General features: G+C 42.5%; 25 protein-coding genes. All 25 read left to right on the top strand.

The window, feature by feature from the left end:
- Positions 1 to 10: 10 nt before the first annotated feature.
- The 25 genes from AB5916_RS10645 to AB5916_RS10525 all read left to right on the top strand — a co-directional run bounded on the left by AB5916_RS10645 (position 11) and on the right by AB5916_RS10525 (position 25,317).
- Positions 11 to 793, top strand: a complete 783-nt coding sequence (locus tag AB5916_RS10645; protein WP_368190737.1) for a dihydroorotate dehydrogenase electron transfer subunit — start codon at positions 11 to 13, stop codon at positions 791 to 793.
- Positions 790 to 1,695, top strand: coding sequence for a dihydroorotate dehydrogenase (locus AB5916_RS10640; RefSeq protein WP_158420669.1), 906 nt, complete (start codon positions 790 to 792; stop codon positions 1,693 to 1,695). The genes AB5916_RS10645 and AB5916_RS10640 overlap by 4 nt, the downstream gene beginning before the upstream one ends.
- 20 nt (positions 1,696 to 1,715) lie before the next feature.
- Complete coding sequence (pyrE, locus tag AB5916_RS10635) at positions 1,716 to 2,390, top strand: orotate phosphoribosyltransferase (RefSeq protein WP_173726549.1); 675 nt, start codon at positions 1,716 to 1,718, stop codon at positions 2,388 to 2,390.
- Between the two features lie 15 nt (positions 2,391 to 2,405).
- Positions 2,406 to 2,558, top strand: a complete 153-nt coding sequence (locus AB5916_RS10630) for a hypothetical protein (RefSeq protein ID WP_368190735.1) — start codon at positions 2,406 to 2,408, stop codon at positions 2,556 to 2,558.
- Between the two features lie 38 nt (positions 2,559 to 2,596).
- The gene (locus AB5916_RS10625) at positions 2,597 to 3,070 is read left to right on the top strand and encodes a VanZ family protein (protein ID WP_262582652.1); all 474 of its coding nucleotides are present in this window, start codon (positions 2,597 to 2,599) and stop codon (positions 3,068 to 3,070) included.
- The gene (locus AB5916_RS10620; RefSeq protein WP_158420672.1) at positions 3,054 to 3,368 is read left to right on the top strand and encodes a hypothetical protein; all 315 of its coding nucleotides are present in this window, start codon (positions 3,054 to 3,056) and stop codon (positions 3,366 to 3,368) included. The genes AB5916_RS10625 and AB5916_RS10620 overlap by 17 nt, the downstream gene beginning before the upstream one ends.
- Positions 3,368 to 3,973, top strand: coding sequence for an HD domain-containing protein (locus AB5916_RS10615; RefSeq protein WP_368190733.1), 606 nt, complete (start codon positions 3,368 to 3,370; stop codon positions 3,971 to 3,973). The genes AB5916_RS10620 and AB5916_RS10615 overlap by 1 nt, the downstream gene beginning before the upstream one ends.
- 15 nt (positions 3,974 to 3,988) lie before the next feature.
- The gene (locus tag AB5916_RS10610; protein WP_368190808.1) at positions 3,989 to 6,007 is read left to right on the top strand and encodes an aminopeptidase; all 2,019 of its coding nucleotides are present in this window, start codon (positions 3,989 to 3,991) and stop codon (positions 6,005 to 6,007) included.
- 86 nt (positions 6,008 to 6,093) lie between these two features.
- Positions 6,094 to 6,594, top strand: coding sequence for a 5-(carboxyamino)imidazole ribonucleotide mutase (purE, locus tag AB5916_RS10605; RefSeq protein ID WP_173726552.1), 501 nt, complete (start codon positions 6,094 to 6,096; stop codon positions 6,592 to 6,594).
- Between the two features lie 18 nt (positions 6,595 to 6,612).
- Entirely contained in the window at positions 6,613 to 7,638 is a 1,026-nt protein-coding gene (gene purM / locus AB5916_RS10600) for a phosphoribosylformylglycinamidine cyclo-ligase (protein WP_158420675.1), read from the top strand.
- Entirely contained in the window at positions 7,632 to 8,258 is a 627-nt protein-coding gene (purN, locus tag AB5916_RS10595; protein WP_158420676.1) for a phosphoribosylglycinamide formyltransferase, read from the top strand. The genes purM and purN overlap by 7 nt, the downstream gene beginning before the upstream one ends.
- Before the next feature lie 48 nt (positions 8,259 to 8,306).
- Positions 8,307 to 9,581 (top strand): phosphoribosylamine--glycine ligase, encoded by a 1,275-nt coding sequence (purD, locus tag AB5916_RS10590; RefSeq protein WP_158420677.1) that lies wholly within the window; start codon positions 8,307 to 8,309, stop codon positions 9,579 to 9,581.
- 14 nt (positions 9,582 to 9,595) lie between these two features.
- A complete protein-coding gene (locus AB5916_RS10585; protein WP_173726556.1) occupies positions 9,596 to 10,789 on the top strand; it encodes an FprA family A-type flavoprotein in 1,194 nt (397 codons plus the stop codon).
- A 34-nt stretch (positions 10,790 to 10,823) separates the two neighbouring features.
- Positions 10,824 to 11,588: an SseB family protein gene (locus tag AB5916_RS10580; RefSeq protein WP_368190732.1), complete on the top strand. Its 765-nt coding sequence runs from the start codon at positions 10,824 to 10,826 to the stop codon at positions 11,586 to 11,588.
- A gap of 115 nt (positions 11,589 to 11,703) precedes the next feature.
- Complete coding sequence (locus tag AB5916_RS10575) at positions 11,704 to 12,072, top strand: GntR family transcriptional regulator (protein WP_158420680.1); 369 nt, start codon at positions 11,704 to 11,706, stop codon at positions 12,070 to 12,072.
- A gap of 16 nt (positions 12,073 to 12,088) precedes the next feature.
- Positions 12,089 to 14,551 (top strand): ATP-dependent Clp protease ATP-binding subunit, encoded by a 2,463-nt coding sequence (locus AB5916_RS10570; protein WP_368190731.1) that lies wholly within the window; start codon positions 12,089 to 12,091, stop codon positions 14,549 to 14,551.
- A 118-nt stretch (positions 14,552 to 14,669) separates the two neighbouring features.
- A complete protein-coding gene (locus AB5916_RS10565) occupies positions 14,670 to 15,083 on the top strand; it encodes an endosialidase (protein WP_173726559.1) in 414 nt (137 codons plus the stop codon).
- A gap of 80 nt (positions 15,084 to 15,163) precedes the next feature.
- Positions 15,164 to 16,537, top strand: coding sequence for a DNA repair protein RadA (gene radA, locus AB5916_RS10560; RefSeq protein ID WP_368190729.1), 1,374 nt, complete (start codon positions 15,164 to 15,166; stop codon positions 16,535 to 16,537).
- Between the two features lie 239 nt (positions 16,538 to 16,776).
- Positions 16,777 to 17,841, top strand: a complete 1,065-nt coding sequence (locus AB5916_RS10555) for a Gfo/Idh/MocA family protein (protein WP_368190727.1) — start codon at positions 16,777 to 16,779, stop codon at positions 17,839 to 17,841.
- A 27-nt stretch (positions 17,842 to 17,868) separates the two neighbouring features.
- Positions 17,869 to 18,660, top strand: a complete 792-nt coding sequence (locus tag AB5916_RS10550) for a ThuA domain-containing protein (protein ID WP_368190725.1) — start codon at positions 17,869 to 17,871, stop codon at positions 18,658 to 18,660.
- A 23-nt stretch (positions 18,661 to 18,683) separates the two neighbouring features.
- Complete coding sequence (locus AB5916_RS10545; protein WP_368190723.1) at positions 18,684 to 19,970, top strand: ABC transporter substrate-binding protein; 1,287 nt, start codon at positions 18,684 to 18,686, stop codon at positions 19,968 to 19,970.
- Between the two features lie 96 nt (positions 19,971 to 20,066).
- Positions 20,067 to 20,963 carry a carbohydrate ABC transporter permease gene (locus AB5916_RS10540; protein ID WP_262582655.1) on the top strand — a complete coding sequence of 299 codons (897 nt, stop codon included), beginning with the start codon at positions 20,067 to 20,069 and terminating at the stop codon, positions 20,961 to 20,963.
- Between the two features lie 2 nt (positions 20,964 to 20,965).
- Entirely contained in the window at positions 20,966 to 21,820 is an 855-nt protein-coding gene (locus AB5916_RS10535; protein ID WP_262582656.1) for a carbohydrate ABC transporter permease, read from the top strand.
- A 130-nt stretch (positions 21,821 to 21,950) separates the two neighbouring features.
- Entirely contained in the window at positions 21,951 to 23,735 is a 1,785-nt protein-coding gene (locus AB5916_RS10530) for a sensor histidine kinase (RefSeq protein ID WP_368190721.1), read from the top strand.
- A gap of 4 nt (positions 23,736 to 23,739) precedes the next feature.
- Positions 23,740 to 25,317, top strand: coding sequence for a helix-turn-helix domain-containing protein (locus AB5916_RS10525; RefSeq protein WP_368190720.1), 1,578 nt, complete (start codon positions 23,740 to 23,742; stop codon positions 25,315 to 25,317).
- The last annotated feature ends 523 nt before the right edge of the window (positions 25,318 to 25,840 follow it).

Genomic DNA, 25,840 nt, shown 5'->3' with positions numbered 1-25,840 from the left:
GGGAAAGCATATGAGTAAAAAGACAAAAGAAATCTGTACAGTAGTCAGCCAGGAATGCATAGGAACAGATATATACAGCTTGTGGATCCAGACAGAAGAGATTGCTTCGGAAGCAGTACCAGGGCAGTTTGTATCCCTGTATTGTAAAGATCAGAGTAAGCTTCTGCCAAGACCGATCAGTCTGTGTCAGATCGACAGGGAAAAGGGCAGGCTAAGACTTGTTTACAGAGTAACAGGACAAGGTACTGGTACAGAAGAGTTTTCCAGATTACAGCCGGGAGATACCATTCCTGTACTTGGGCCTCTTGGTAATGGTTTTCCCCTGGGGGAAGCAAAAGGGAAAAAAGTTCTGCTTATGGGCGGTGGTATCGGGATCCCACCTATGCTTCAGACTGCAAAAGAGACAGAGGCAGATGTGACAGCTGTACTGGGATACAGGGATCAGCTGTTTCTTGATAAAGAGTTTCAAGATTATGGAAAGCTTTACGTGGCTACAGAGGATGGCTCTGCCGGTACCAAAGGAAATGTTCTGGATACTGTCAGAGAAGAGCAGCTTGCAGCAGATGTGATCTTTGCTTGTGGACCAAAGCCTATGCTTCGAGCTATTAAAGCGTACGCGCTGGAGCATCAGATTCCCTGCTGGATCTCCATGGAAGAACGTATGGCCTGTGGTGTAGGAGCATGTCTCGGCTGTGTATGCCAGTCTACAGAAGTGGATGACCATTCCCATGTGCATAATAAGCGGGTATGCAAAGATGGACCTGTATTTCTCAGTACGGAGGTAGAATTATGATCAATACAAAAGTGACTCTGGCTGGGGTGGAACTTAAGAATCCTGTAATGACTGCCTCCGGAACCTTCGGATCCGGCAGTGAATACAGTGAGTTTGTGGATCTGAACAAGCTTGGGGCAGTGGTGACTAAGGGAGTGGCAAATGTGCCCTGGCCAGGGAATCCGGTGCCGAGGGTAACAGAGACTTGTGGCGGCATGCTGAATGCCATAGGCCTTCAGAATCCGGGAATCGATGTTTTCTGTGAGCGGGATATCCCATTCCTTAAGAATTATGATACAAAGATTATTGTAAATGTATGTGGCAGGTCTGTGGAAGATTACTGCCAAGTAGTGGAACGGCTGGCCAGTGAGCCGGTGGATATGTTGGAAATCAATGTTTCCTGCCCCAATGTGAAGGAAGGCGGTATTGCTTTCGGGCAGGATCCAAAGGCTTTGGAAGCTATTACAAAAGAAGTGAAGAAATATGCTGCCCAGCCTGTGATCATGAAGCTGAGTCCTAACGTAACAGATATTACGGTAATGGCAAAAGCAGCAGAAGCAGGGGGCGCAGATGTAATATCCCTGATCAATACACTGACAGGCATGAAGATCGATATTAACCGGCGTACATTTGCCCTGGCTAATAAGACCGGCGGTATGTCTGGCCCTGCAGTAAAGCCTGTGGCTGTACGTATGGTGTATCAGGCAGCCCATGCAGTAAAGATCCCAGTGATCGGTATGGGAGGGATCGCCACAGCAGAGGATGCCATTGAGTTTCTGATGGCAGGTGCAACTGCCGTATCGGTAGGTACTGCTAATTTCTTTAACCCTTATGCTACGATCCAGATCGCAGAAGGGATACAGGCATTTATGGAAAAACAGAAGATCCAGGATCTTGGTGAGATCATTGGATGTGTGGAATAATATGGAGGAATCAGATTGCTATGGAAAGATACAAACAGGAATTTATTGAATTTATGATTGATTGCAATGTGCTGAAATTCGGAGATTTTGTTACAAAATCAGGAAGAAAGACCCCTTTCTTTGTAAATACCGGATTTTATAGAACAGGCGCACAGCTTCGCAAGCTGGGAGAGTATTATGCAAAAGCCATCCATAACAAGTTCGGACTGGATTTTGATGTACTGTTCGGGCCTGCTTATAAGGGGATTCCCCTTACAGTAGCAGCTACTATGGCTATTAGCGAAGAATACGGGAAGGATATCCGTTATTGTTCAAACCGTAAAGAGGTAAAGGATCATGGAGATAAAGGAATCCTTCTTGGCAGTCCGATCCAGGATGGGGACAAGGTGGTGATCATTGAGGATGTTACTACTGCAGGCACATCTATCCAGGAAACACTTCCTATTATCAAGGCACAGGGCGATGTAAATCCCATCGGTCTGGTTGTATCTGTAGACCGTATGGAACGTGGTCAGGGAACAAAAAGCGCTTTAAAAGAAATCCAGGAGAAATACGGACTTGAGACAACTGCCATTGTTACCATGGCAGAGGTGGTAGAGCATCTGTACAACAAAGAATATAAAGGAAAAGTGATCATTGATGATACATTGAAAGCTTCCATTGACGCATATTATCAGCAGTATGGCGCAGAATAAAAGGAGGTTTTGACCATGAATGAAAAAATATATAAGACTATGTCTGCTACAGGGGTTTCCAGTCTGATTCTTGGTATTATTGCTGCAGTAGCGGGGGTTGTTACCGGAGTTCTGATGATCATTAATGGCGCAAGGCTTCTGAAAAGAAAATCAGAAATCCTGCTGTAATACAAATTTTAGGCAGGACTTTTAGGCAGGGGATAATATTGAAAAATGAAACAAAGCGTATGATCAGACAAGGCGGGGTCATTCTATTTGGAATATATGTGATCCTGCTGATATACTTCCTGTTCTTTTCTGAGTCTTACGGCAGAGTTGCAGACGCAGAACGGATATACCGGTATAATCTTATACCGTTTGTGGAAATTCGCAGATTCTGGGTTTATCGCAGGCAGCTGGGTACTTTTGCATTGTTTACCAATATATTTGGAAATGTGATCGGTTTTATCCCTTATGGATTTATCCTTCCTGTGATCACAAACCGTATGAGAAGCGGTTTTCTTATTATTTTTTCGGGATTTTCCATAAGTCTGACAGTGGAACTGATCCAGCTGGTGACAAAAGTGGGCTGCTTTGATGTGGATGATCTTATTCTGAACACACTTGGATCAGCGGTAGGCTATGGGTGCTTCCTGATCTGCAATCATATCAGGAGAAAATACTATGGCAAGAAGATATAGATATTCATTTACAAAGAAAAAGGAAGCTGGAAAAGGGAAGGTCTCTGTTACTATGGCAGTGATCTCCCTGATCCTGTTTTGTGGGGCAGTGACTGCAGCTTTTCTTCTGGAAGGTCAGTATGGATTTGTAACTGGCGGAGTATGTTTATTTGCAGCACTTTTGTCTATTTATGGATTTATCATGGGACTGCTCAGCTTTTCAGAGGCTGGCAAAGGCCATAAGACAAGCATTATCGGATCCATCACAAACGGGATTATTATGATTCTCTGGCTTGGGATTTATCTGACAGGAGTATAATGATCAGTATGGATGACAGATTAAAAGAACAGATAGATTTTATTCTTGAGATTGATAAAATGAAGGAGATCCTGCGGCAGAATTATCTGGCAGACGGATCAGCAAGAGAGAATGACGCCGATCATTCCTGGCATCTGGCTATGATGGCGCTTGTCCTCAGTGAATACTCCAATGAAAAAGTGGATGTGACACGAGTGGTGCCTATGGTTCTGACCCATGATCTGGTAGAGATCGATGCAGGAGATACTTATGCATATGATGAGGCTGGGGCTCTTACCAAGGAAAAAAGAGAAAAAGCAGCAGCTGACCGGATCTTCGGTATTCTTCCTAAGGAACAGGGCACATGGATGCGAGGGCTGTGGAATGAATTTGAAGCCTGCAATACACCGGAATCCAAATTTGCCCATGTGCTGGATAACAGTCTGCCTTTATTTTTAAATCATGCAGCCGGTGGGATCAGCTGGAAGGAACATAAAGTAAAAAGAAGCCAGATCTATAAAAGAAACCGTATTACAGGAGATGGATCAGCAAAGATCTGGGAATATATGCAGGAACTGATCCAGGAGAATATTAATAAAGGAAATATCATAGACGATAGGAGTTAAAAGTTGGACGAGTGGATGATAGAAAGATATGAGTTGGCCAAAATGAGAGTTTCCCAGATACCGGGCGAACAGGCTGTGGCACAGCCATATCTGGATTTTTTTCAGAAGGCAGCAGATTTTCTTATAAAGACCATACAGATCATGGATGATAAAGGAGATGGACTTTCTTTTGAAGTATTAAAAGAAAGAAACCAGATGCTATATCAGGATATTTCAGGTGATAATTATAATGTAAGCTATGGAAACCCGTCCTATGCAAAGAAAATGCTGGGAGAATATGGCAGGGATTTCACTTTTCTTTATGGAGAATTAAGAGGAGCTATTGTTTATGCCCATGAGAAGGATCTTTGGGAGATGACAGTGGCTCTGGAATTATTCCTGGAAGTATATTCCGCTTTTGACCAGGAAGAAATACCGGAAGAAAAAGTGGTTCGAAGGATTTTGTATTCCTATGTAAATGATTACTGCCAGGATATGATGGAGCACCATGTACGCAGTTCCCTGGATCCGGAAATGAATTTTGCAGTAAAGATCATCATGGAAGCAGACCTTTCAGATTTGTCTTATCTTTACAGATTCGGAGAATATATTTCCGAAAACGAGCTGGGCAGTGCCAGATTTTTGAATACCCTTCCTCAGGAAGAGATCGATGCAATGGCAAGAACCTATACAGAAGGATACAGGATCGGTTTTATTAATGGAAGAAAAGATATTACCAAAAAGAAAACCGTAAATATCCGGTACAATCTTGGATTTGAAAGAATGGTACGTTCTGCAATTTTACAGTTCCGCAAGATGGGGTTGGAGCCTGTGATCTATCGTCACACGCCTCATGTTGCCTGTAAAAGAGGCAGCAGCCGGATCGGATATACCGGCGGGGTCATTAATCCTCAGTATGATTATGATCACAGACAGGATTATGCGCTGTTTCTTGATGGGGAGTACCTTCAGAAAAGGCTGCGGGCACTCCAGAATGCATATGAACAGTATAAGGATCTGGCAGCAGTGCACGGAGGTCCAGCAGTGATCGAGACCTTTGGAGAAGCACCTTTTTCACCGGAAAGTAAGCCGGAAGCATGGAGTCTTAGTGAGGCACAGCATAAGCTGGATCTGGAATTGACCAATGAGTCCGGGCAGATCGTAAACCGCTATATCCACGGAGACGAACGCAGCTTTACGATCATTGCCTATCCGGTACCAGAGATCAGTACTGATTATCCTGACATTTTCAGAGAGATTGTAAAGATCAATACTCTTGACTATCAGGCTTACCAGAAGGTGCAGCAGAAGATCATAGACACTCTGGATACCTGTGAGTGGGTGGAGATTAAGGGGAAGGGAGACAATGAGACAGATCTCCTGATCCATCTTCATAAACTTACAGATCCAAAAACACAGACCAACTTTGAAAATTGTGTGGCTGATGTAAATATTCCTGTAGGCGAAGTGTTTACTTCTCCTGTACTTGCAGGAACCGGTGGGATCCTTCATGTGACTAAGGTTTATCTGAATGGACTGCAGTTCCGTGACCTGAAGCTGGTCTTTGATTGTGGCCAGGTGATCGATTATACCTGCAGTAATTTTGAGAATGAAGAAGACAACAGAAAATATATAGAGGACAACATCCTGTTTCATCATCCCAAGCTTGCTATGGGTGAGTTTGCTATTGGTACTAATACCACTGCTTACGTAGCTGCCAGAAAATACGGGATTGAGGACAAGCTTCCTATCCTGATCGCAGAGAAAATGGGACCTCATTTTGCAGTGGGGGATACCTGTTATAGCTGGGCAGAGGATACACCGGTGTATAATCCGGATGGAAAAGAGATTATAGCAAGGGATAATGAAATTTCAGAAATGCGTAAAGATGATGTATCACTGGCATATTATGGCTGTCACACAGATATTACCATTCCTTATGAGGAACTGGGCAGTATCCGGGTGATCCAGGATGATGGTGATATGGTTTCTATCATTGAAGACGGCCGTTTTGTTCTGGAAGGAACAGAAATGCTGAATGAGCCATTTCATTGACAAATACAAAGAATCCCTTTTCCTGGTTGACAGAAAAAGGGATTCTTAGTAGAATTTACGGTTAGAAAGGCTGAGAGGAGAAGATCATGTCAAAAGTAGGAATTGTAATGGGTAGTGATTCAGATATGCCTGTCATGAAAAAGGCAGCTGATATTCTGGAAAAATTGGGAATTGATTATGAGATGAGGATCATTTCCGCACACAGGGAACCGGATGTGTTTTTTGATTATGCAAAATCCGCAGAGGAAAAAGGGTTTAAGGTCATTATTGCAGGAGCAGGAATGGCAGCCCATCTTCCGGGAATGTGTGCTGCCATATTCCCTATGCCGGTCATTGGTATTCCGATGCATACCACATCTCTTGGAGGCAGGGATTCCCTGTACTCTATCGTACAGATGCCTTCCGGCATTCCGGTAGCAACCGTTGCTATTAACGGCGGCGCAAATGCGGGCCTTCTGGCTGCGAAGATCCTTGCTACATCAGATCCACAGCTTTTAGATAAGCTGAAAGCATACAGCCAGGAGTTAAAGAGCCAGGTAGAAGCAAAGGACGCAAGACTTCAGGAAGTAGGATGTAAAGAATATTAATCTGGGAGGAAGAGAAAAATGGATTACAAGAACGCAGGAGTAGATATTGAGGCAGGGTACAAGTCTGTAGAGCTGATGAAACAGCATATTGCAAAGACAATGCGCCCGGAAGTGCTTGGAGGAATCGGCGGTTTTTCAGGTGCCTTTTCCATGAACGCTTTCAAGGATATGGAGGAGCCTACTCTGGTATCCGGTACAGACGGCGTAGGTACCAAGTTAAAACTGGCATTTATCATGGATCAGCATGATACCGTTGGCATTGACTGTGTTGCTATGTGTGTAAATGATATTGCCTGTGCAGGCGGGGAGCCTCTGTTCTTCCTGGATTATATTGCCTGTGGCAAGAACTATCCGGAAAAGATCGCACAGATCGTGAAAGGTGTTGCAGATGGCTGTCAGCAGTCAAATGCTGCTCTTATCGGCGGTGAGACAGCAGAAATGCCTGGATTTTATCCTGTAGATGAATATGACCTTGCAGGTTTTGCTGTAGGTGTTGTAGATAAAAAAGACCTGATCACAGGAGAAGCATTAAATGCAGGAGATGTACTGATTGGTATGGCATCCTCAGGCGTTCACAGCAATGGTTTTTCTCTTGTGCGTAAAGTATTTGACATGACAAAAGAATCTCTGGATACCTATTATGATGAGCTTGGCACCACTCTTGGAAAGGCTTTGATCGCTCCTACCAAGATCTATGTAAAAGCATTAAAGAGTATTAAGAATGCTGGCGTTCGTGTACATGCATGCAGCCACATCACAGGCGGCGGTTTTTATGAGAATGTTCCCCGTATGCTGAAAGAGGGTACACGTGCAGTGATCAAAAAAGACAGCTATCCTGTACCGCCGATTTTCAGTCTTCTTGCACGTACAGGCGGTATTGAAGAGCAGATGATGTATAATACATATAATATGGGACTTGGCATGGTTGTGGCTGTAGCACCGGAAGATGTGGATAAGACGGTAGCCGCTATCAAAGAAGCGGGAGAACAGCCATATGTAGTAGGCCATATTGAAGCTGGCGAAAAAGGAGTAACATTATGCTGAAGGTAGGCGTTCTGGTATCCGGAGGCGGCACCAACCTTCAGGCGATCCTGGATGCTCAGGATGCAGGGAAGATCACCAATGCCCAGGTGGCACTGGTGGTCAGCAACAATGCAGGGGCATATGCATTGAAGCGTGCCAAGGATCACCAGATCCCTGCGGTATGCATTTCCCCAAAAGATTATGATACAAGAGAGGACTTTCACCAGGCACTCCTTAGAACGCTTCAGGAAGCTAAGATCGATCTTGTGGTTCTGGCAGGATTCCTTGTGGCCATTCCATCTTCTATTGTGGAAGCATTCCCTAACAGAATCATTAACATCCATCCATCTTTGATCCCTTCTTTCTGTGGTGTTGGCTATTACGGCCTTCATGTACATGAAGAAGCTCTGAAAAGAGGGGTAAAGGTTACCGGCGCTACTGTTCATTTTGTAGACACAGGTACCGATACCGGCCCTATCATTCTGCAGAAAGCAGTGGATATTGAACCGGACGATACACCGAAGACACTTCAGCGAAGAGTTATGGAGCGGGCTGAATGGAAGCTTCTTCCAAAGGCCATCCAGCTGATCGCAAATGGCAGGGTCACAGTGGAGAACGGAATTGTAACCATCAGTGAATAATAAGCAGACAGAAGAAACAGTGTCCCAAAGGGACAACAGGAGGATGCAATGAAGGTATTAATCGTTGGAAGCGGCGGAAGAGAGCATGCCATTGCCAGTAGCGTGGCAAAAAGTCCAAAGGTAGATAAGATTTACTGTGCGCCAGGAAATGCAGGGATCGCAGAACTGGCAGAGTGTGTTTCCATTGGAGCTATGGAATTTGAAAAACTGGCTGATTTTGCACAGGAGAATCAGATCGGTCTGACTATTGTTGGAATGGATGATCCGCTGGTTGGCGGTATCGTGGATGTTTTTGAAAAAAGAGGACTGGCAGTGTTCGGACCAAGGAAGAATGCTGCAATCCTGGAAGGCTCCAAGGCTTTTTCAAAGGATCTGATGAAGAAATATCATATTCCTACAGCTGCATATGAGAATTTTGATGATCCGAAGAAAGCATTGGATTATTTGAAAACGCAGGCAAAATTCCCTATTGTACTGAAAGCAGACGGACTGGCACTTGGAAAGGGTGTACTGATCTGCCAGGATCTGACAGAAGCTGAGGCCGGTGTGCGTGAGATCATGGAAGATAAGAAATTTGGCAATGCAGGCAATACCATGGTGATCGAAGAGTTTATGACAGGCCGTGAGGTATCTGTTTTGTCCTTTGTAGATGGCAAGACTATTAAGACTATGACTTCTGCACAGGATCACAAGAGAGCCTGTGACGGGGATCAGGGACTGAATACAGGCGGTATGGGCACTTTTTCACCAAGTCCGTTTTACACAGATGAAGTAGATGCATTCTGCAGAAAATATATTTATCAGGCAACTGTAGATGCTATGGCAAAAGAAGGCCGGGAATTTAAAGGCATTATTTTCTTTGGCCTTATGCTTACAGAGGATGGGCCAAAGGTGCTGGAATATAATGCCAGATTCGGAGATCCGGAAGCCCAGGTGGTACTGCCCAGAATGAAAAATGATATCATTGAGGTGATGGAAGCCTGCATTAATGGTACCCTTGATCAGGTAGATCTGCAGTTTGAAGACAATGCAGCAGTATGTGTGGTTCTGGCAAGTGAGGGCTATCCTGTAAAATACGAAAAAGGAATTCCAATCCAGGGCTTTGAGAATTTTAAGGACAAAGACGGATACTACTGTTTCCATGCAGGTACAGCCTTTAAAGATGGACAGATCGTAACCAACGGAGGCCGTGTGCTGGGCATTACAGCAAAAGGAAAAGACCTGAAGGAAGCCAGAAAGAATGCTTATGAAGCGACAGAATGGATTCAGTTTGCTAACAAGTATATGCGTCATGACATTGGAAAGGCCATTGACGAGGCATAAAGGAGCGAATGGGGATGTATTGTACTAAGAAAGTTACAGAAGATTTATACTGGGTAGGTGCCAGCGACAGAAGACTGGCCTTGTTTGAAAATATGTATCCGATCCCAAGAGGGGTTTCTTATAATTCTTATGTGCTTCTGGATGAGAAAACTGTACTTCTGGATACAGTGGACAGATCTGTGAGCGGACAGTTCCTGGAAAATCTGGAGCATGTGCTGGCAGGGCGCAGCCTGGACTATCTGATTGTGAATCATATGGAACCAGATCACTGTGCACTGATCGCTGATATTGTACTTCGTTATCCGGAAGTGAAGATCGTGGGAAATACAAAGACCTTTGGTATGATCCGCCAGTTCTTTGATCTTAATGTAGACAGCCGTGCTGTTATGATCAAAGAGGGAGATACCTTAAGCACAGGAAAGCATACCTTGTTTTTTGCTATGATCCCTATGGTTCACTGGCCGGAGGCAATGGTTACATATGACGCATATGACAAAGTACTGTTCAGTGCAGATGCATTTGGTACCTTCGGAGCTTTAAATGGTAATATTTTTGCTGATGAGGTAGACTTTGAAAACCAGTGGCTGGAGGATGCAAGACGATATCTGACTAATATTGTGGGAAAATACGGTGCACAGGTGCAGGCTGCATTAAAGAAAGCTCTTACCCTGGATATCCAGATGATCTGTCCGCTTCATGGCCCGGTCTGGAGAGAAAATCTTGGCTGGTTTATTGACAAATACCAGAAGTGGAGCACATATACACCAGAGGATCATAATGTGCTGGTTCTTTATGGCTCTATCTACGGAAATACAGAGAATGCAGCTGCTGTCCTTGCCGGTAAGCTGGCTGATGCAGGGGAGAAGAATATTGCAATGTATGATGTTTCTGTTACAGATCCTTCTTATCTGCTGTCTGAAGCATTTCGTTGTGACAGGATCATATTTGCATGCCCTACCTACAATGGAGGTATATTCCCTAAGATGGAGACACTTCTTCATGAACTGAAAGCTCACAATTTCCAGAATCGTAAGGTGGCTGTGTTTGATAATGGTACATGGGCTGCCACAGCCGGGAAGCAGATTCGTGAGATGCTGTCCCAGATGAAGAATATGGAGATCATGGAGCCATGTCTCTCTGTGAAGTCTGCATTAAAAGCAGACCAGCTGGAAGAGATGGATAAGATTGTAGAATTTATGGTAAGATAAGCAGTGTGCAAATCACTGCCGGAAAGGATAAGAAATGGGAAACAAAGCAGATGCAGTGAAACAACTGCAGAATAGGGACGTTGTATTTGTAGCTTATTCACAGGCTACAAAGCTTCCATATGTTACCTGTGATGAGGAAAGCTTTAATGACCAGGCATGGGTATTTTCCACAGAAGAAGGCATTAAAGAATTTGGAAAGAAAAAACTGGAAGATAAAATCCTTCTGATGGGAATGAAGTACGAAAAAAAGGATTTCCCCAGATTTTACGGAACATTGTATGCCATAGGTGTTAATACTGTGATCTGGGCAGATGGGGAGGACCGTACAGAGGTAGACCTGACGGATATTGCAAAACAGGCAGATTTAAGCAAGCTGGAGCCTGCCAAAAGGCCTTTGTTTAATTCTACCCTTCAGTTGTCAGGAATTTATTTTATGCAGGAGCTTCGCCGTCCTGTGAAAAAGGAAGAACGGAAGAATATGCGCGAACTGGAAGAAGAGTTGATCGCAAACCTTCTGAAATCTGACTTCCTGATCGCTATGGATAAGGATCCGGAGGATCCTCATAAGGTAAATATCCCATTCCTGAAGAATAAAGAAGGGGATGTGCTTCAGCCTGCATTCTCTGATATTATGGAGTTTGAGAAATTTGCCAAGGGCAAAAAGCTGCGTGCAGCCAGAGTGCCTTTTGCAAAGCTGCCGGATGTGCTGATTCCACAGGCAAAGGCAATGGTAGTAAATCCAATGGGAATTAACCTGATCCTTGATAAGGAACAGCTGAATAAGATCCTGAAACGGTAAAGAAAGCTTACCTGTGAAAAGGGGTGCTGCCAAATGCAGCATCTCTTTTTTAGTCTTTTCAAATGCCGGGATTTGTGCTAGTATAGATATAACAGTAACACAGGAGGCAGAAGCAGTGATCATAGAGATTAATTTTAACAGTGATGAAGCTATATATATGCAGCTGACTAATCAGATCATTATGGGGATTGCTACATCAAGACTGAAGGATGGAGATGCACTTCCATCTGTGCGGCAGCTTGCAGATACCATCGGGATCAATATGCATACAGTGAACAAAGCATATGCATTGCTGCGCCAGGAAGGCTTTGTATCCATTGACAGGAGAAGAGGGGCAGTGATCTGTGTAGATGCAGATAAAGTGAAAGCACTGGAAGAAATGAAAGAAAAGCTTACCGTTGCACTGGCCAGGGGAAGCTGCAAAAATGTAACAAGACAAGAAGTGCATCAGCTGATTGATGAGATTTTTGACGAATATATATAAGTTCAGGAGGACATTTATGGATAACAGATTTACCAGACAGGCAGAAAATGCCCTCGCACTGGCTGAGGATGTGGTTAAGGATCTTAATCACGGATATATAGGGACAGAGCATATCCTTTTAGGACTTCTGGCAGAGAAGGAAGGTGCTGCAGGGAAAGTTCTGGAGGAATTCCATGTAGAGCCAAAGAAGCTGCTGGATTTGATACAGAAGTTGATTGCACCTCCTGCTGAAAGCAGAAATGTGCAGATTAGGGAAAAGCATTACAGTCCACGTGCAGAAAGAGTGATCCAGGAGGCACTGGATCTGGCAGAGGAGATGCAGGAAGGACCGGCAGGTACTGAGCACCTTCTACTTGCACTGCTCAGGGAGACGGACTGTGTGGCCACCAGACTTCTTTATACCCTTGGGATCAACATCCAGAAGCTGTACAGTGCAGTGCTTACAGCCATGGGATATGAAGGAGATCTTCAAAATGACAATTTGGGATCAGGCAAGGCCGGTTCCATTGGTAATGGATCAGCCACACCTGTCCTTGACAAGTACAGCAGGGATCTGACAGAGCTTGCGGCAGCAGGCAGGCTGGATCCTGTGATTGGACGGGATAAGGAGATCGGCCGTCTGATCCAGATCTTAAGCAGAAGGACTAAGAATAATCCATGTCTGGTAGGTGAACCAGGAGTAGGTAAGACCGCCATTGCAGAGGGGCTTGCACAAAGGATCGTTCTGGGGATGGTGCCGGATACAGTGAAGGACAAACGGGTGGTTGTACTGGATCTTTCCGGCATGGTTGCAGGAAGCAAATACAGAGGTGAGTTTGAAGAAAGAATCCGGGGTGTTGTAGATGAGGTACGGGAGCACCAGGGAATCCTGTTGTTTATTGACGAGCTTCATACCATTATCGGAGCAGGGGGAGCAGAAGGTGCCCTGGACGCATCCAATATCCTAAAGCCTTCTCTTTCAAGAGGAGAGATCCAGATTATCGGAGCAACAACTCTGGAAGAATATAGAAAATATATTGAGAAGGATGCGGCTCTTGAAAGAAGATTCCAGCCAGTGACTGTAGAAGAGCCTACAGAAGAAGAAACTTTTGAGATCTTAAAAGGCCTGAGACCTTATTATGAACGCCACCATAAGGTGAAGATACAGGATGATGCACTTAAGGCCGCAGTTGAAATGTCCATCCGGTATATATCGGATCGTTTTCTGCCGGACAAAGCCATTGATGTGATCGATGAAGCAGCTTCAAAGGTTCAGCTGCAGGGGTTTCAGACTGCTCCTGAGCTGGAAGAAATGCAAAGGCAGATACAGGAATTGATCCAGGAGAAGGAAGATGCAGTAAAGGCCGGCGATCTTGGAAAGGCGGGAGAGATCCAGAAACAGCAGAAGGAGCTGGAAGCTTCTTTTGAAAAACGAAAGGAAAAAGCACAGAAGGCAGCCAGAAGAAAACCACTGTTGGTTGATGAAAAGACGGTGGCGGATATTGTATCCCAGTGGACGAAGATTCCTGTGCAGAAGCTGACAGAAGGGGAAAGTAAACGTCTTGCACGCCTGGAAAAGGAACTCCATAAGAGGGTGATTGGACAGGAGGAAGCTGTGGCGGCAGTATCCCAGGCAGTAAAAAGAGGACGTGTAGGACTGAAAGATCCTAATCGCCCCATTGGTTCTTTTCTGTTCCTTGGGCCTACCGGGGTTGGTAAGACAGAACTGTCCAAAGCACTGGCTGAGGCGGTATTTGGCAGTGAGCAGGCTATGATCCGGGTAGATATGTCTGAATATATGGAGAAGCACAGCGTATCTAAATTGATCGGCTCCCCGCCAGGATATGTAGGATATGAAGAGGGTGGACAGCTTTCCGAAAAGGTTCGGAGGAATCCATACAGTGTGCTCTTGTTTGACGAGATTGAGAAGGCACATCCGGATGTATTCAACATTCTTCTTCAGGTGTTGGATGACGGACATATTACAGATGCCCATGGCAGGCGTGTGGACTTTAAACAGACGATTATTATTATGACTTCCAATGCAGGTGCACAGGCTATTGTTGAACCAAAGCGGTTAGGCTTTATCTCAGAGGAGGATGGAAAAAAGGATTATGAACGGATGAAAGCCGGAGTTATGGAAGAGGTACGTAAGATCTTTAAACCGGAGTTTCTTAACAGGATTGATGAGATCATGGTATTCCATACTCTGAAGAAGGAAGATATTCAGAAGATCGTTTCCATTCTTCTGAAAAAACTGGAAAAAAGGTGCCAGGAGCAGATGAATATTACCCTTCGGGTAGCTGCTTCTGTAAAAGACTATCTTGCAGAATCAGGATTTGACAGTAAGTATGGGGCAAGGCCTCTTCGCCGGGCGATCCAGACAAAGATTGAGGATCCGCTGGCCAATGAGGTGCTGGAAGGCAGGATTCATCAGGGAGATCTGATTTCCGTACAGATGAAAAACAAACAGGTTCATTTTACAGTGAAAAAAGGATAATATTTCACTTAAGAGACTGGTCAAAAAAGAGGATTTATTATATAATCAGAGCATCGCCGGAGAAGTATTTTTATCACCGGCTGGATCAACAAAAGAGTCTTAGGGAGGACATAAAGTCATGGCAGTAGTAAAAGAACTGATCCGCACAGAGGACAATGGCACTATCAGCTTTGGAGATTATGAACTGAGCCAGAAGTCAAAATTATCAGATTATCAGCATCAGGGCGACATGTATAAAGTAAAGACATTTAAAGAGATCACAAAGCTTGAGAGAAATGGCATGTTTGTTTATGAGTCAGTACCAGGCACAGCAGTGTTTGACCTGAAGCAGGATGGCAGTATCATGAGCTTTACTGTAGAAGGTGCAGAAGACGCACAGATCACAGTAGAGATGGAAGCTGAGACCAGATATGAGGTTTTTATTAATGATGCCAGTACAGGTGTTGTTGAGACCAATCTTGGCGGCAAGCTTTCTTTCAGTGTAGAGCTTGGCAATGCAGCAAAAGTGGCTGTAAAGATTGTAAAAAGATAATCAGAGACAGGTTCAGATCAGGCAAGCTGATTGGTAACCAGAAGAATAAGTAAGTTGAATTAAAGAATTTAATTAAAAGAATGAAGAGTAAAAAGATTGTATTTTTTTGTCAGGAATGCGGATATGAGTCTGCAAAATGGATGGGGCAGTGTCCTGGGTGCAAGGCCTGGAATACCTTTGTAGAGGAGCCGGTATCCACAGTCAGGAAAAGTACCGGAGTAACAGCCGGCAGACTGACAGGCAGGGCAGAGCCAATGCTTCTGAAGGATATCCGGCTGGACGAAGACGAAAGAAAAACAACCGAGATAGGGGAATTAGACAGAGTGCTTGGCGGTGGTATTGTGCCAGGCTCTCTGGTTCTTGTGGGTGGAGATCCGGGTATCGGAAAGTCCACCCTTCTTTTACAGGTGTGCAGGAATCTTTCTCAGGATGGTAATTCTGTCCTGTATATATCAGGAGAAGAGTCCTTAGGACAGATTCGTCTGAGGGCCAATCGGATCGGTACCTTTAATGACAAAATGCAGCTTCTGTGTGAGACGAATCTGGATACCGTCCGTCAGGTGATGGAAAGGCTGAAGCCTGAGGTGGCCATTATTGACTCGATACAGACCATGTTTTCGGAGGAAGTTGGCTCTGCCCCAGGCAGTGTTTCCCAGGTAAGAGAGTCTACCAATGTGCTGATGCAGATCGCTAAGGGGCTTGGGATCACGATTTTTATTGTAGGTCATGTAACAAAAGAAGGAAATGTGGCAGGACCCCGTGTGCTGGAGCATATGGTAGATACAGTCCTTTATTTTGAAGGGGACAGACATGCTTCTTATCGTATCCTTCGGGCAGTGAAGAACAGATTCGGTTCTACCAATGAAATCGGTGTTTTTGAAATGAAAGAATCAGGTCTTCAGGAAGTGGCCAATCCATCAGAATATCTTCTGGATGGCCGGCCGGAGAATGCTTCCGGGTGTGTAGTGGCCTGCTCCATGGAAGGGACAAGACCGATCCTTGTAGAGATCCAGGCACTTGTATGCCAAAGCAATTTCGGGATTCCCAGAAGGACTGCAGTAGGGACGGATTTTAACAGGGTAAACCTTTTGATGGCAGTTCTTGAGAAGAAGGTTGGCCTGCATCTGGCTTCCAGTGATGCCTATGTGAATATTGCAGGCGGAATGAAGATGACAGAACCGGCCATTGACCTGGGGATCTGCCTTGCCATTGTTTCCAGCGTGAAGGATATTGTAATTCCTGACGGTCTGATGGCTTTTGGAGAGATCGGGCTTTCTGGAGAGGTACGTGCAGTGAGTATGGCAGGCCAAAGGGTAAAAGAAGCGAAAAAGCTGGGGTTTGACACAGTGATCCTGCCGGAAGTGTGCAAAACCTCTGTGGAGAAGCCAGAAGGGATTCAACTGGTGTTTGTAAAAAGGATCCAGGACGCCATCACTTATATTATGAAAAAATAAAAGAAATCAAGGGAATATTGAAAATTTAGGGAATCCATCTGAAGAGCAGTATCTTTGGATGGATTTTTTTGTATATGGTTATTTACAATAAAAAAATTGGTTATTTTTCATGTGTTATCTTTTAGGTAAAAATAATAATATAAACAAGTAATAAAATTAATATTAATAATTTACATTATTTGTTACTATTACACAGTAAACAAAAACCTATTTCAACGAAATGATATGGAGGAAGATGAGTGGAAAAGATAGGCATTGGTATAGTGGGATTGGGTATGATCGCAACTGGTGTTCATTTACCTGGTATTCAGAAATGCCCGGATTTAGAATTAAAGGCCATTTGTGATACCGATCCAGAGGCAGTGAAAGCTGCACAGGCATTGTATGGAATTGATGACGCACATTGCTTTACTGATTTTAAAGATTTGATCAACTGTCCGGAGGTAGATGCAGTAGATATCTGTACACCGAATTATCTGCACTTTCCTGTTGCAAAATATGCAATAGAAGCAGGAAAACCATATAATCTGGAAAAACCTGTGGGACTGAATGCAGAAGAGGCAAATACACTGGCTGAGATGACAAAGGAAAAAGGACTGGCTCATATGGTTTGCTTTTCTTATCGATTCAAAGCAGCTGCACGTTATGCCAGAGATTTGGTACAGTCTGGACAGCTTGGAGATATTTATCATGCACATATGCAGTATTCTCAGGCATGGGGCATGCCTTATCAGAATGAACACATGTATTGGCATCATGAAAAAAAATATGCGGGCTCCGGTGTGCTTGGCGATTTAGGAAGTCATGGAATTGATCTGGTCAGATTCATAACCGGAAAAGATTATACAAAGGTAATCGGCAATCAAGGCACATATGTAAAAGAACGCTGCAGAGTAGAAGGTGGCATGGGAACCGTGGATGTGGATGATTTTACACACATTCTTGCTGAATTAGATGGCGACATTTCCGCATCCCTGTTATTTACCCGGTTTGGGTATGGAAGAGGAAATTACCAGAGACTGGAACTGTCAGGCGGCAAGGGAGCTTTAATTTATAAACTGGATGAAACACCTGGAGTGGACGAATTGGAAGTGTGTATCGGTGAACCATATGCATCAGCCGCTACGTTTACAAAGCTGCCAATTCCAAGTAAGTATTATGCAGACCAGATGCAGTCATTTGCAGATATCTGCCTGAAAAAAGGCGATGGCTTATCAGCGAATATTTATGACGGTCTGAAAGATCAGAAAGTGATAGATGCAGTAATAGAATCTGCAAAATCAGGAAACTGGCAAGAAGTTTAATATACATAATTCAGAAGGGAGAAAAAAATGAAAACAGATAAAATCCGTGTAACGGTGTGGAATGAAAATATACATGAAGTAGAGTTTGAGGAAATCCGTAAGGTATATCCAAAAGGAATCCATGGCTGCATTGCAGAATTTCTGGAGAAAGCCGGAATGGATGTGAAAACAGCTATCCTGAGGGAGCCGGAACATGGACTGACAGAAGAAGTGCTGAATGAGACTGATGTGCTGATCTGGTGGAGCCATATTGCCCCGGGAGAAGTAAGTGATGAAGTTGTAGAGCGCGTATATAATAGAATCATTATGGAAGGTATGGGCCTGATTGTATTACATTCTGCACATGACTCAAAAATCTTCCATAAGTTAATGGGTACAGACACCGGTTGGCTTAAATGGAGAGAGGATGGGGAAAAAGAAATTATGTGGATCGTAGATCCTTCTCATCCGATTGCAGAAGGATTACCTGAAAAAATCGTGCTGCCTAATGAGGAAATGTATGGCGAACACTTTTTGATCCCGCAGCCTGACGAGCAGGTATTTATCAGCTGGTTTGAAGGCGGAGAAGTATTCCGGTCCGGCTGCTGCTGGCACAGAGGTATGGGAAAAGTATTCTATTTACGGTGTGGCCATGAGGCATTTCCAACTTATGAAATTCCGGAAATCCAGCAGATTATTATTAATGCTGTGAAATGGGCAAGGCCGCTTAACTTCCCCAAAATCGCACGTCAATGGGATCAGACAATTCCTACCATTGAGTTTAAAAAAGCGGAAGATTTTTCAGAGATCGATGGATTACATGAACATCAGTCAAATTGATAAGTATGGGGAGGTTTTACACTATGAAGATGAAGAAAATAACAGCAATTGCACTGGCACTTTTAAGCGCAGGTATGCTTACTGCATGTGGATCTAGTCAGGAAAGCACTCAGAAAGAAGAGACATCATCCAAAGAGTCAACTGAGACAGCAAGCTCTAAGAAGGATGATGTAACACATATTGAGTTTTTTCAGATGAAAAAAGAAGCGGTTGACACAGTAGATTATTTGATTGCTGAGTTTGAAAAACAGCATCCGGATATTGATGTGGAGCAGGTTACTGTTCCAGATGGAGAATCTGTACTGATGACAAGAGCGGCTGCAGATGATTTACCGGATGTATTTACACATTATCCAATCTATGCAGACTTTACAAACTTTGTTAAAGAAGGAAAAGTTCTTGATATAACAGGAAAGCCATGTACAGAAACAATTAATCCGGACTATCTGAAATCAGCAGAGATTGACGGAAAGAATTATATTGCACCAATTTCCTTAGCATATCTGGGTATTTATTACGAGGAAAACCGCTTCAAAGAAAAAGGCTACGAAGTACCGGAGACATGGGATGACCTGGTTGCTTTAGTAGATAAGATGCAAGAAAACGGAGATACTCCTTTTATTCTTTCCAATAAAGAAGGCTGGACCATTTCTGACCTGTGGACAGGTATTATGACAAAAGAGATTGGTACATACCAAGGTTTTTATGAAGATATGCTGGCTGGCAAAGACAGTTATTCCCAGAATCCAGTAGCAAAAGACAGCCTGGAAAAAGCAAAATGGGTAATCGACAACGCACAGACAGACAGCATTTCTGTTAGCTATGACCAGGCAATCACAGATTTTGTTAATGGAAAAGGCATGATGATGCCGTCCGGTTCTTTTGCACTGCCTTCTCTTAAGACCAGTAATCCGGATGCTAGCTTTAAAGTATTCCCATGGCCGGCATACAACGATGATCCAAAAGAAATGTTAAATGTTGACTGGGCAATTGCAGCAGGAAATAATAAAAATGATAACAAAGAGGCTGTTGATACCTTTATGCAGTATCTGACCAGCACAGAAGCAGCACAGATCTTTGCAGACAGAGATCATACGCCGTCTGCTATTAAAGGTGTTGTAGCAGATATTCCAGAGGCTCCGATGATGATGGAGTCCATTGAGAAAAACGGTGTCCTTGATGCCATGGCTCCACCGGCAGGATTTGAGCAGGAGAAGCGTGCAGAGCTTCAGGAAATGGTTATGGATGGAGATATAACCAAATGTCTGAACAAATTGGATGAGATCTGGAAAGAACTGACAGCTGAGTAAGAGACAACTCATACATAAGATGCTCCTGCCTCACAACCGGATAAAGATTGTGGGGCAGGGCTGCTATGCACGACAACATAAAGGGAGGAGATTACTATGTCACAAGAAGGTGTTGTTCCTCATAAGAAAAAAAACAGCTGGGGGATGATTGGGTTTACGCTCCCCATCGTATTTCTGTATTCTTTTTTATTTCTGATTCCCATTGCAATAGGTTTTTATTACAGTTTGACAAACTGGAATGGATTAAGCAGCGATTATAAGATTGTAGGTCTTTCTAATTATCTGAAAATTTTCAAGGATACACGTTTCCTGAATGCAATCAAATTTAATGTTGTATATATGGTACTGCTTGTTGTTTTTACACTGGTGATTTCTATGGCAGTGGCACTGATGATCAATCGTATAAAAAGGTTTTCTACTTTTTTCCGATCCATATATTTTATACCAGCAGTACTTAGTTTGATCACCGTTGGATTGATCTGGAATGAATTATTTTTCCGTGTCATTCCGGTAATCGGACAAAAACTTGGTATCGAGTGGCTGAGTACCAGTATGCTGGGAAATCCAAAGCTGGCGATGGTTGCAATTTTGATTGTAAGTTTATGGCAGGGCTGTGCAGTACCAGTTATGCTGTTGATTGCCGGACTTCAGAGTGTACCGGCTGAACTGTATGAAGCAGCCACAATTGATGGAGCAGGTGCTTTTCAAAGGTTTAAAAACATTACGGTTCCGTTTTTAATTCCAATTATCAATATGATCATTATTATGCAGACCAAAGAAGGTCTTACTATTTTTGACTATATTAAAGCAATGACAGATGGAGGCCCTGGACGAGCTACAGAGGCAGTCGGTTTGCTGATTTATAAATATGCGTTGCTGGAAAGCAAGTACAGCCAGTCAGTAACAATTTCTATGGTATTGACTGTTGTGATTGGCCTAATATCTTTCTTCACAATGAGAGTGACCAGCAGTAAACAGGTAGGGGAGGAATGATTATGGAAGCAGCAAAAAAACATATCTCAATGAAATCAGTGCTGTTTAAAGTGCTTGTATATGGTCTATTGCTGGCAGGATTATTGCTGATCCTATATCCTCTGTATATTACAGTGATCACAGCTTTTAAGTCTCCGGCTGAATCAACACAAAACTTTTTCGCCTTTCCAAAGAGCTTATATCTGGAAAACTTTAAGTCAGTATTCAAAAAAGCAAATTATCTCAGATATTTCATGAACTCTATTTTTGTCACAGTTGTGTCTGTTGCAGTGATCATGCTGCTAACACCGATGTGTGCTTATGCGATTTCGCGAAATATGAAAAAAAAGTATTTTAAGTTTGTTTATCTGTATATTCTGGCAGGACTTTTTGTTCCGTTTCAGGCACTTATGGTTCCGCTTGTTAATTATACAGCTGCTTTGAATCTGAATAATCAATTTGGTTTGATTCTGTTACATGTTACGTTTGCTGCACCACAAGCAGTTTTCTTATTGGTGAACTACATACGTTCTGTGCCTCAGGATCTGGAATCTGCTGCACTGATTGACGGATGTACAACATTTGGAGCGTATTGGCGTATTGTACTTCCACTGATCAGTCCCATGCTTGTTACTGTGCTTGTGTTAAATGCAATGTGGATCTGGAATGACTTCCAGCTGTCCTTAATGATTTTAAACAAATCTCCTGACTCCTGGACACTGCCATTGTTCCAGTACAATTTCAAATCACAGTACACATTCGATTATAATATGGCATTTGCTTCTTATCTGGTGGCGATTGTTCCTATTATTCTGGTTTATATTTTTGCGCAACGCTACATTGTGGATGGGTTGACACAAGGCGCTGTAAAGAGCTGATTGAGCATTGCATGAAATTAATGGAAGTGGTAACATGTTTGTAAGAGAGTAACGAAATAATTCATTGTGTAATATGAAAGGATATGTGGTGGTGAGAAAGTGGTTTTGCAGACGTTCATTAAGAGGGAAGATGATAGCATCATTTTGTGTGCTCTGGATATTGATTGGGTGTATTTTCCTGCTGTTCTGCAAACAAACCATCACCGATATCCAAAGGGAAAACATCCGTTATATGACTCAGTTGAATGAGAACATTAATACTCTTTTGACTACAATACTGACAAGTGCGGATCAGCTGAAAAGCATCCAGATGTATGATGAGAAGTACAAGTCTATTCTGCGAGAGAATAATCGTGAACTGCCTATTCATCAGCGCTGGGAGAATATCCGATATATGGAAAGAGCGATGAAGCATGCGGTAGAATTCAACCCGAATATTATCAGGGCGACCATTATTGCAGAGGATGAAACTTACAGTACTCTTGGTTATGTAAGTGATGAATATAGAAGCAGGATAGTTGATATAGCAGAAAAAACACAGTTGGACAGCATTGGCAAAACCGTTTACCTTGAGGTTTTTGAGGAAGAGATTGATCTTTTAAAGTATGGAGTTGTGACAATGCTGTCGTATCTATATGATTATAGTACGAAAAGATGCTTGGGGCTTTTGGCAGTAGATATTAATTTCAGTACCATATGTGAAGTTCTGGATGATGGCGCAAAAAAGGCTGACAGTACAGGTATTGCAGTTTTGAATGATCATGGACTGATTTATCAGTCACCTTCATCTAAAATGTCCCTGAATGATGATCCGGAATCATTGGAACGGTTCAGAAACCAGACAAGGAATTTCCTGATGGGAAATGATACATTCCAAAGGATTAAGATAGATCAGGGATATTATTTGCTGACAGCAATACAAAATGACACCTCCGGATGGAGTATTATACAATATCAGTCTGAAAATGCTTTATATGAAAACGCATTCAACAGTATGCGTGATATCTTGTATCTGATGATTGGATTGGCAGTTGTATTTCTGGTTGTAAGTTATTTACTGGCATATTTTATAAGTCAGCCGCTCAAGGTTATAGATGATACAATATCTAAAAGCAAAAACGGACATTTGGAATTGATTCCAGACAATACGGCAACATATGAGAATGACGTGGGGAGATTGATTCAGAACTACAATGAAATGGTTATTTGTATAAATGAAAGCAAAGAGAAAGAGATTGCTTCCGAGATTGCCAAGCAAAAACTGAGAATGCAGATGCTCAGATATCAGATCAATCCTCATTTTCTTTATAATACCTTAAATACCATTCATTCAATTGGCTGCATTGAAGGCATCGACAGTGTCTGCCAGGTGGCAGGTAGCCTTTCACGGATTATGCGTTACAATGTGAAAGGAGGGGAAATCGTTCAGGTTTCACAGGAATTGCAAAATGCCAGGGATTATCTGGCAATTCAAATGATTCGCTTTCAAGATATGTTTACTGTGGAATTTTTCGTGCAGGAAGGTCTTGAATCTATGAGTATGCTGAAGTTTCTGCTTCAGCCTATGCTGGAAAATGCCATTAACCATGGACTGAAAAATGTACGCACTGGTGGAAAAATTGGAATTAATGTATTCAGTGAAAAAGATGACCTGAAAATTGTGATATGGGATAATGGAAATCAAATGTCGGAACAGGATGTTACATATTGGAATCATATCTTGGAATCTGAGAATGCATCTTATGTTCCAGGAGATGAATTTGATGAGGCTGAATGGGAAACAATCGGACTTAGAAATGTAAATGCACGGATCAAAGGGTTCTATGGACCGGATTATGGTGTCCACATTGAAAAGAAAAACAGAAATACAGAGGTTTATCTGGATTTAAAAAGAATAGATTCGGAAAGGAGCTGACGGTATGGGCGCAGAGGCAGAATATAAAATGAAAATAGTAGTGGCGGATGATGAAATCCTTGCAAGAAAAGCAATTGCCAGTATGCTTTTGCGTTCAGATATTCCGATAGAAATTGTTGGAGAGTTTGATTCAGGTGCCCAGGTTCTAGATTATCTGAATAGAACGGATGGTGATGTTGACATTTTGATCACGGATATTCGGATGATGGACATTGACGGATTGGAGACATCAAGGTGCATCATGGAAAAGAAATACAGGACACAGGTGATCCTGGTATCTGGTTATGCCGAATTTTCCTATGCCAAGCAGGCAATCCAATATCAGGTAAAGGACTATCTGACAAAACCTATTGAACAGGCAGCTTTACTTGATGCAGTGGATCGTATTATCAGCAGAAAAAAACAACAGGAAATCTCCAAGAACCGTCAAAAAGAGGAAGACATCTTGGAATTTTCCAAACAACAATTATCAGTGAGACAGCTTGTATCCAATGAGAAATTACTGAATCGTTTGATTGAAAACGTGCCGGATAATAATGCCTGGCAGAAATACCGCCTTGCAGTCATTCAGATCAATGATAATAACGAAGAACAGCAGAAGAAGATGCATGAATTACTTAAGAAATGGCAGGTGCTTCATGTAGTACAAACTGTACTTTGGCATTTTCCTACAGGCCATGAGTGGGTGCTGGTGTTATCAGATCAGTGTAAAGCCCTCTCTGAAAATGAAATTAGAATGCTGATGAACAGTATTGCGATTTATATTGGATTCCAAGTCAATTTCCGGTTTACCGTTGGAATCAGTGACATAATGAGTGGAAAATCAGAATTTATTACTGCCTATAAAAGTGCGATAGAGGCGATCAATCTGCGCTTGATAAAAGGTTGGAATGAAATCTTTTTTTATTCAGATATTGAAAATGATTCTACAGTTTTATTTACGGAAGGACAGAAAATTGGGCTGAAAAAGGAACTTCAAAAGAACAATGCTAATAGAGTAAATGAAATCGTTCATGGACTTTTTAATGATAAACGCCTTATAAATCTAAAATCCTTAGATCCTGTGTATCAGGGAATTGCAGATATATTAAGTACTATAAGCATATATTCTGCTGAAGCCGGAAACATATGGGGAAACATTGGTTTTTCAGTACAGGAAAGATCCTATGATTTGTACCGATTTTACAGTATGAGGGAATTAGAGAATTTCATTATCGGCCAATTGGAAAAATGTATGAGCGTTCCATTTGAAGAAAGCAATGATGCTTCGGGCATTGTGGATACGGTTATCAAATATGTACAAGAGAATTATCAGCAGCAGATTTCGTTACAGGATCTTGCAGAACGGCAGTTGTTTATGAATGCGTCCTATCTGAGCCGGCTTTTTAAAGCTACTACAGGAGAGACTTTTTCTAAATATTTACTTACAATTCGTTTGAAGGAAGCAGCCGAATTACTAAAAAATAGCGGCTTACGCATCAGCGAGATTGGCGAGTATGTTGGATTTAGCGACTCATCCTATTTTATTTCATGCTTTAGAAAACAGTTTCATATGACGCCCAAGGAATTCAGGCATCAGTAATAGAATAGATTTATTTTCAGGTTACAAGTAATATTCTGCGAGAAAAATATAAAAAACATAATATTTTAAATTTTATAAAAAAGTGCTTGACGAATGCTTTTGGGTGTGGTAAAGTAAACAAGCTGTCGCAAGAAAATGTTTCTGGACAACTGAAAAAATAGTAAGTTTTCAGAAAATATAAAATCAATGTTGACAAATGACTGAACTTGTGATAAAGTAATTCAGTCGTTGAAACAGAATGACAGATATCAACTTCTCGAAAAAGTTTGAAAAAACTTTAAAAAAGTTATTGACAAACAAAAGAAGATATGATAAATTAAATAAGCTGTCGAGAGACAGTGAGAAACAATGAACATTGATAACTAAACAGTGAAACACATACGATTCTCGAAAATTCTTTTACACTACGATCACTTGACGAAGCGAAGCTGAGTTTAGTGAGAGTACGGTTTGGTTTTTAAAAACCGAACTTCATTGTTTGAGTGAATGAACTTTAAAACAGTAATGACGAGAGATAACTAAG

It is taken from the genome of Blautia sp. 1033sp1_1033st1_G9_1033SCRN_220408, assembly GCF_040929965.1.
Classification (GTDB): domain Bacteria; phylum Bacillota; class Clostridia; order Lachnospirales; family Lachnospiraceae; genus Blautia_A; species Blautia_A ammoniilytica.
This window is presented reverse-complemented; position numbering and strand designations above follow the sequence as displayed.

Coding starts and splice junctions, on each gene's coding strand:
- AB5916_RS10640 (WP_158420669.1), top strand. CDS start 790: ATGATCAATACAAAAGTGACTCTGGCTGGGGTGGAACTTAAGAATCCT.
- radA (WP_368190729.1), top strand. CDS start 15,164: ATGAAGAGTAAAAAGATTGTATTTTTTTGTCAGGAATGCGGATATGAG.
- purD (WP_158420677.1), top strand. CDS start 8,307: ATGAAGGTATTAATCGTTGGAAGCGGCGGAAGAGAGCATGCCATTGCC.
- AB5916_RS10610 (WP_368190808.1), top strand. CDS start 3,989: ATGATAGAAAGATATGAGTTGGCCAAAATGAGAGTTTCCCAGATACCG.
- AB5916_RS10645 (WP_368190737.1), top strand. CDS start 11: ATGAGTAAAAAGACAAAAGAAATCTGTACAGTAGTCAGCCAGGAATGC.
- AB5916_RS10620 (WP_158420672.1), top strand. CDS start 3,054: ATGGCAAGAAGATATAGATATTCATTTACAAAGAAAAAGGAAGCTGGA.
- AB5916_RS10630 (WP_368190735.1), top strand. CDS start 2,406: ATGAATGAAAAAATATATAAGACTATGTCTGCTACAGGGGTTTCCAGT.
- AB5916_RS10550 (WP_368190725.1), top strand. CDS start 17,869: ATGAAAACAGATAAAATCCGTGTAACGGTGTGGAATGAAAATATACAT.
- AB5916_RS10615 (WP_368190733.1), top strand. CDS start 3,368: ATGATCAGTATGGATGACAGATTAAAAGAACAGATAGATTTTATTCTT.
- purE (WP_173726552.1), top strand. CDS start 6,094: ATGTCAAAAGTAGGAATTGTAATGGGTAGTGATTCAGATATGCCTGTC.
- AB5916_RS10565 (WP_173726559.1), top strand. CDS start 14,670: ATGGCAGTAGTAAAAGAACTGATCCGCACAGAGGACAATGGCACTATC.
- AB5916_RS10570 (WP_368190731.1), top strand. CDS start 12,089: ATGGATAACAGATTTACCAGACAGGCAGAAAATGCCCTCGCACTGGCT.
- AB5916_RS10535 (WP_262582656.1), top strand. CDS start 20,966: ATGGAAGCAGCAAAAAAACATATCTCAATGAAATCAGTGCTGTTTAAA.
- pyrE (WP_173726549.1), top strand. CDS start 1,716: ATGGAAAGATACAAACAGGAATTTATTGAATTTATGATTGATTGCAAT.
- AB5916_RS10585 (WP_173726556.1), top strand. CDS start 9,596: ATGTATTGTACTAAGAAAGTTACAGAAGATTTATACTGGGTAGGTGCC.
- purN (WP_158420676.1), top strand. CDS start 7,632: ATGCTGAAGGTAGGCGTTCTGGTATCCGGAGGCGGCACCAACCTTCAG.
- AB5916_RS10580 (WP_368190732.1), top strand. CDS start 10,824: ATGGGAAACAAAGCAGATGCAGTGAAACAACTGCAGAATAGGGACGTT.
- AB5916_RS10530 (WP_368190721.1), top strand. CDS start 21,951: ATGATAGCATCATTTTGTGTGCTCTGGATATTGATTGGGTGTATTTTC.
- AB5916_RS10540 (WP_262582655.1), top strand. CDS start 20,067: ATGTCACAAGAAGGTGTTGTTCCTCATAAGAAAAAAAACAGCTGGGGG.
- AB5916_RS10545 (WP_368190723.1), top strand. CDS start 18,684: ATGAAGATGAAGAAAATAACAGCAATTGCACTGGCACTTTTAAGCGCA.
- AB5916_RS10525 (WP_368190720.1), top strand. CDS start 23,740: ATGGGCGCAGAGGCAGAATATAAAATGAAAATAGTAGTGGCGGATGAT.
- purM (WP_158420675.1), top strand. CDS start 6,613: ATGGATTACAAGAACGCAGGAGTAGATATTGAGGCAGGGTACAAGTCT.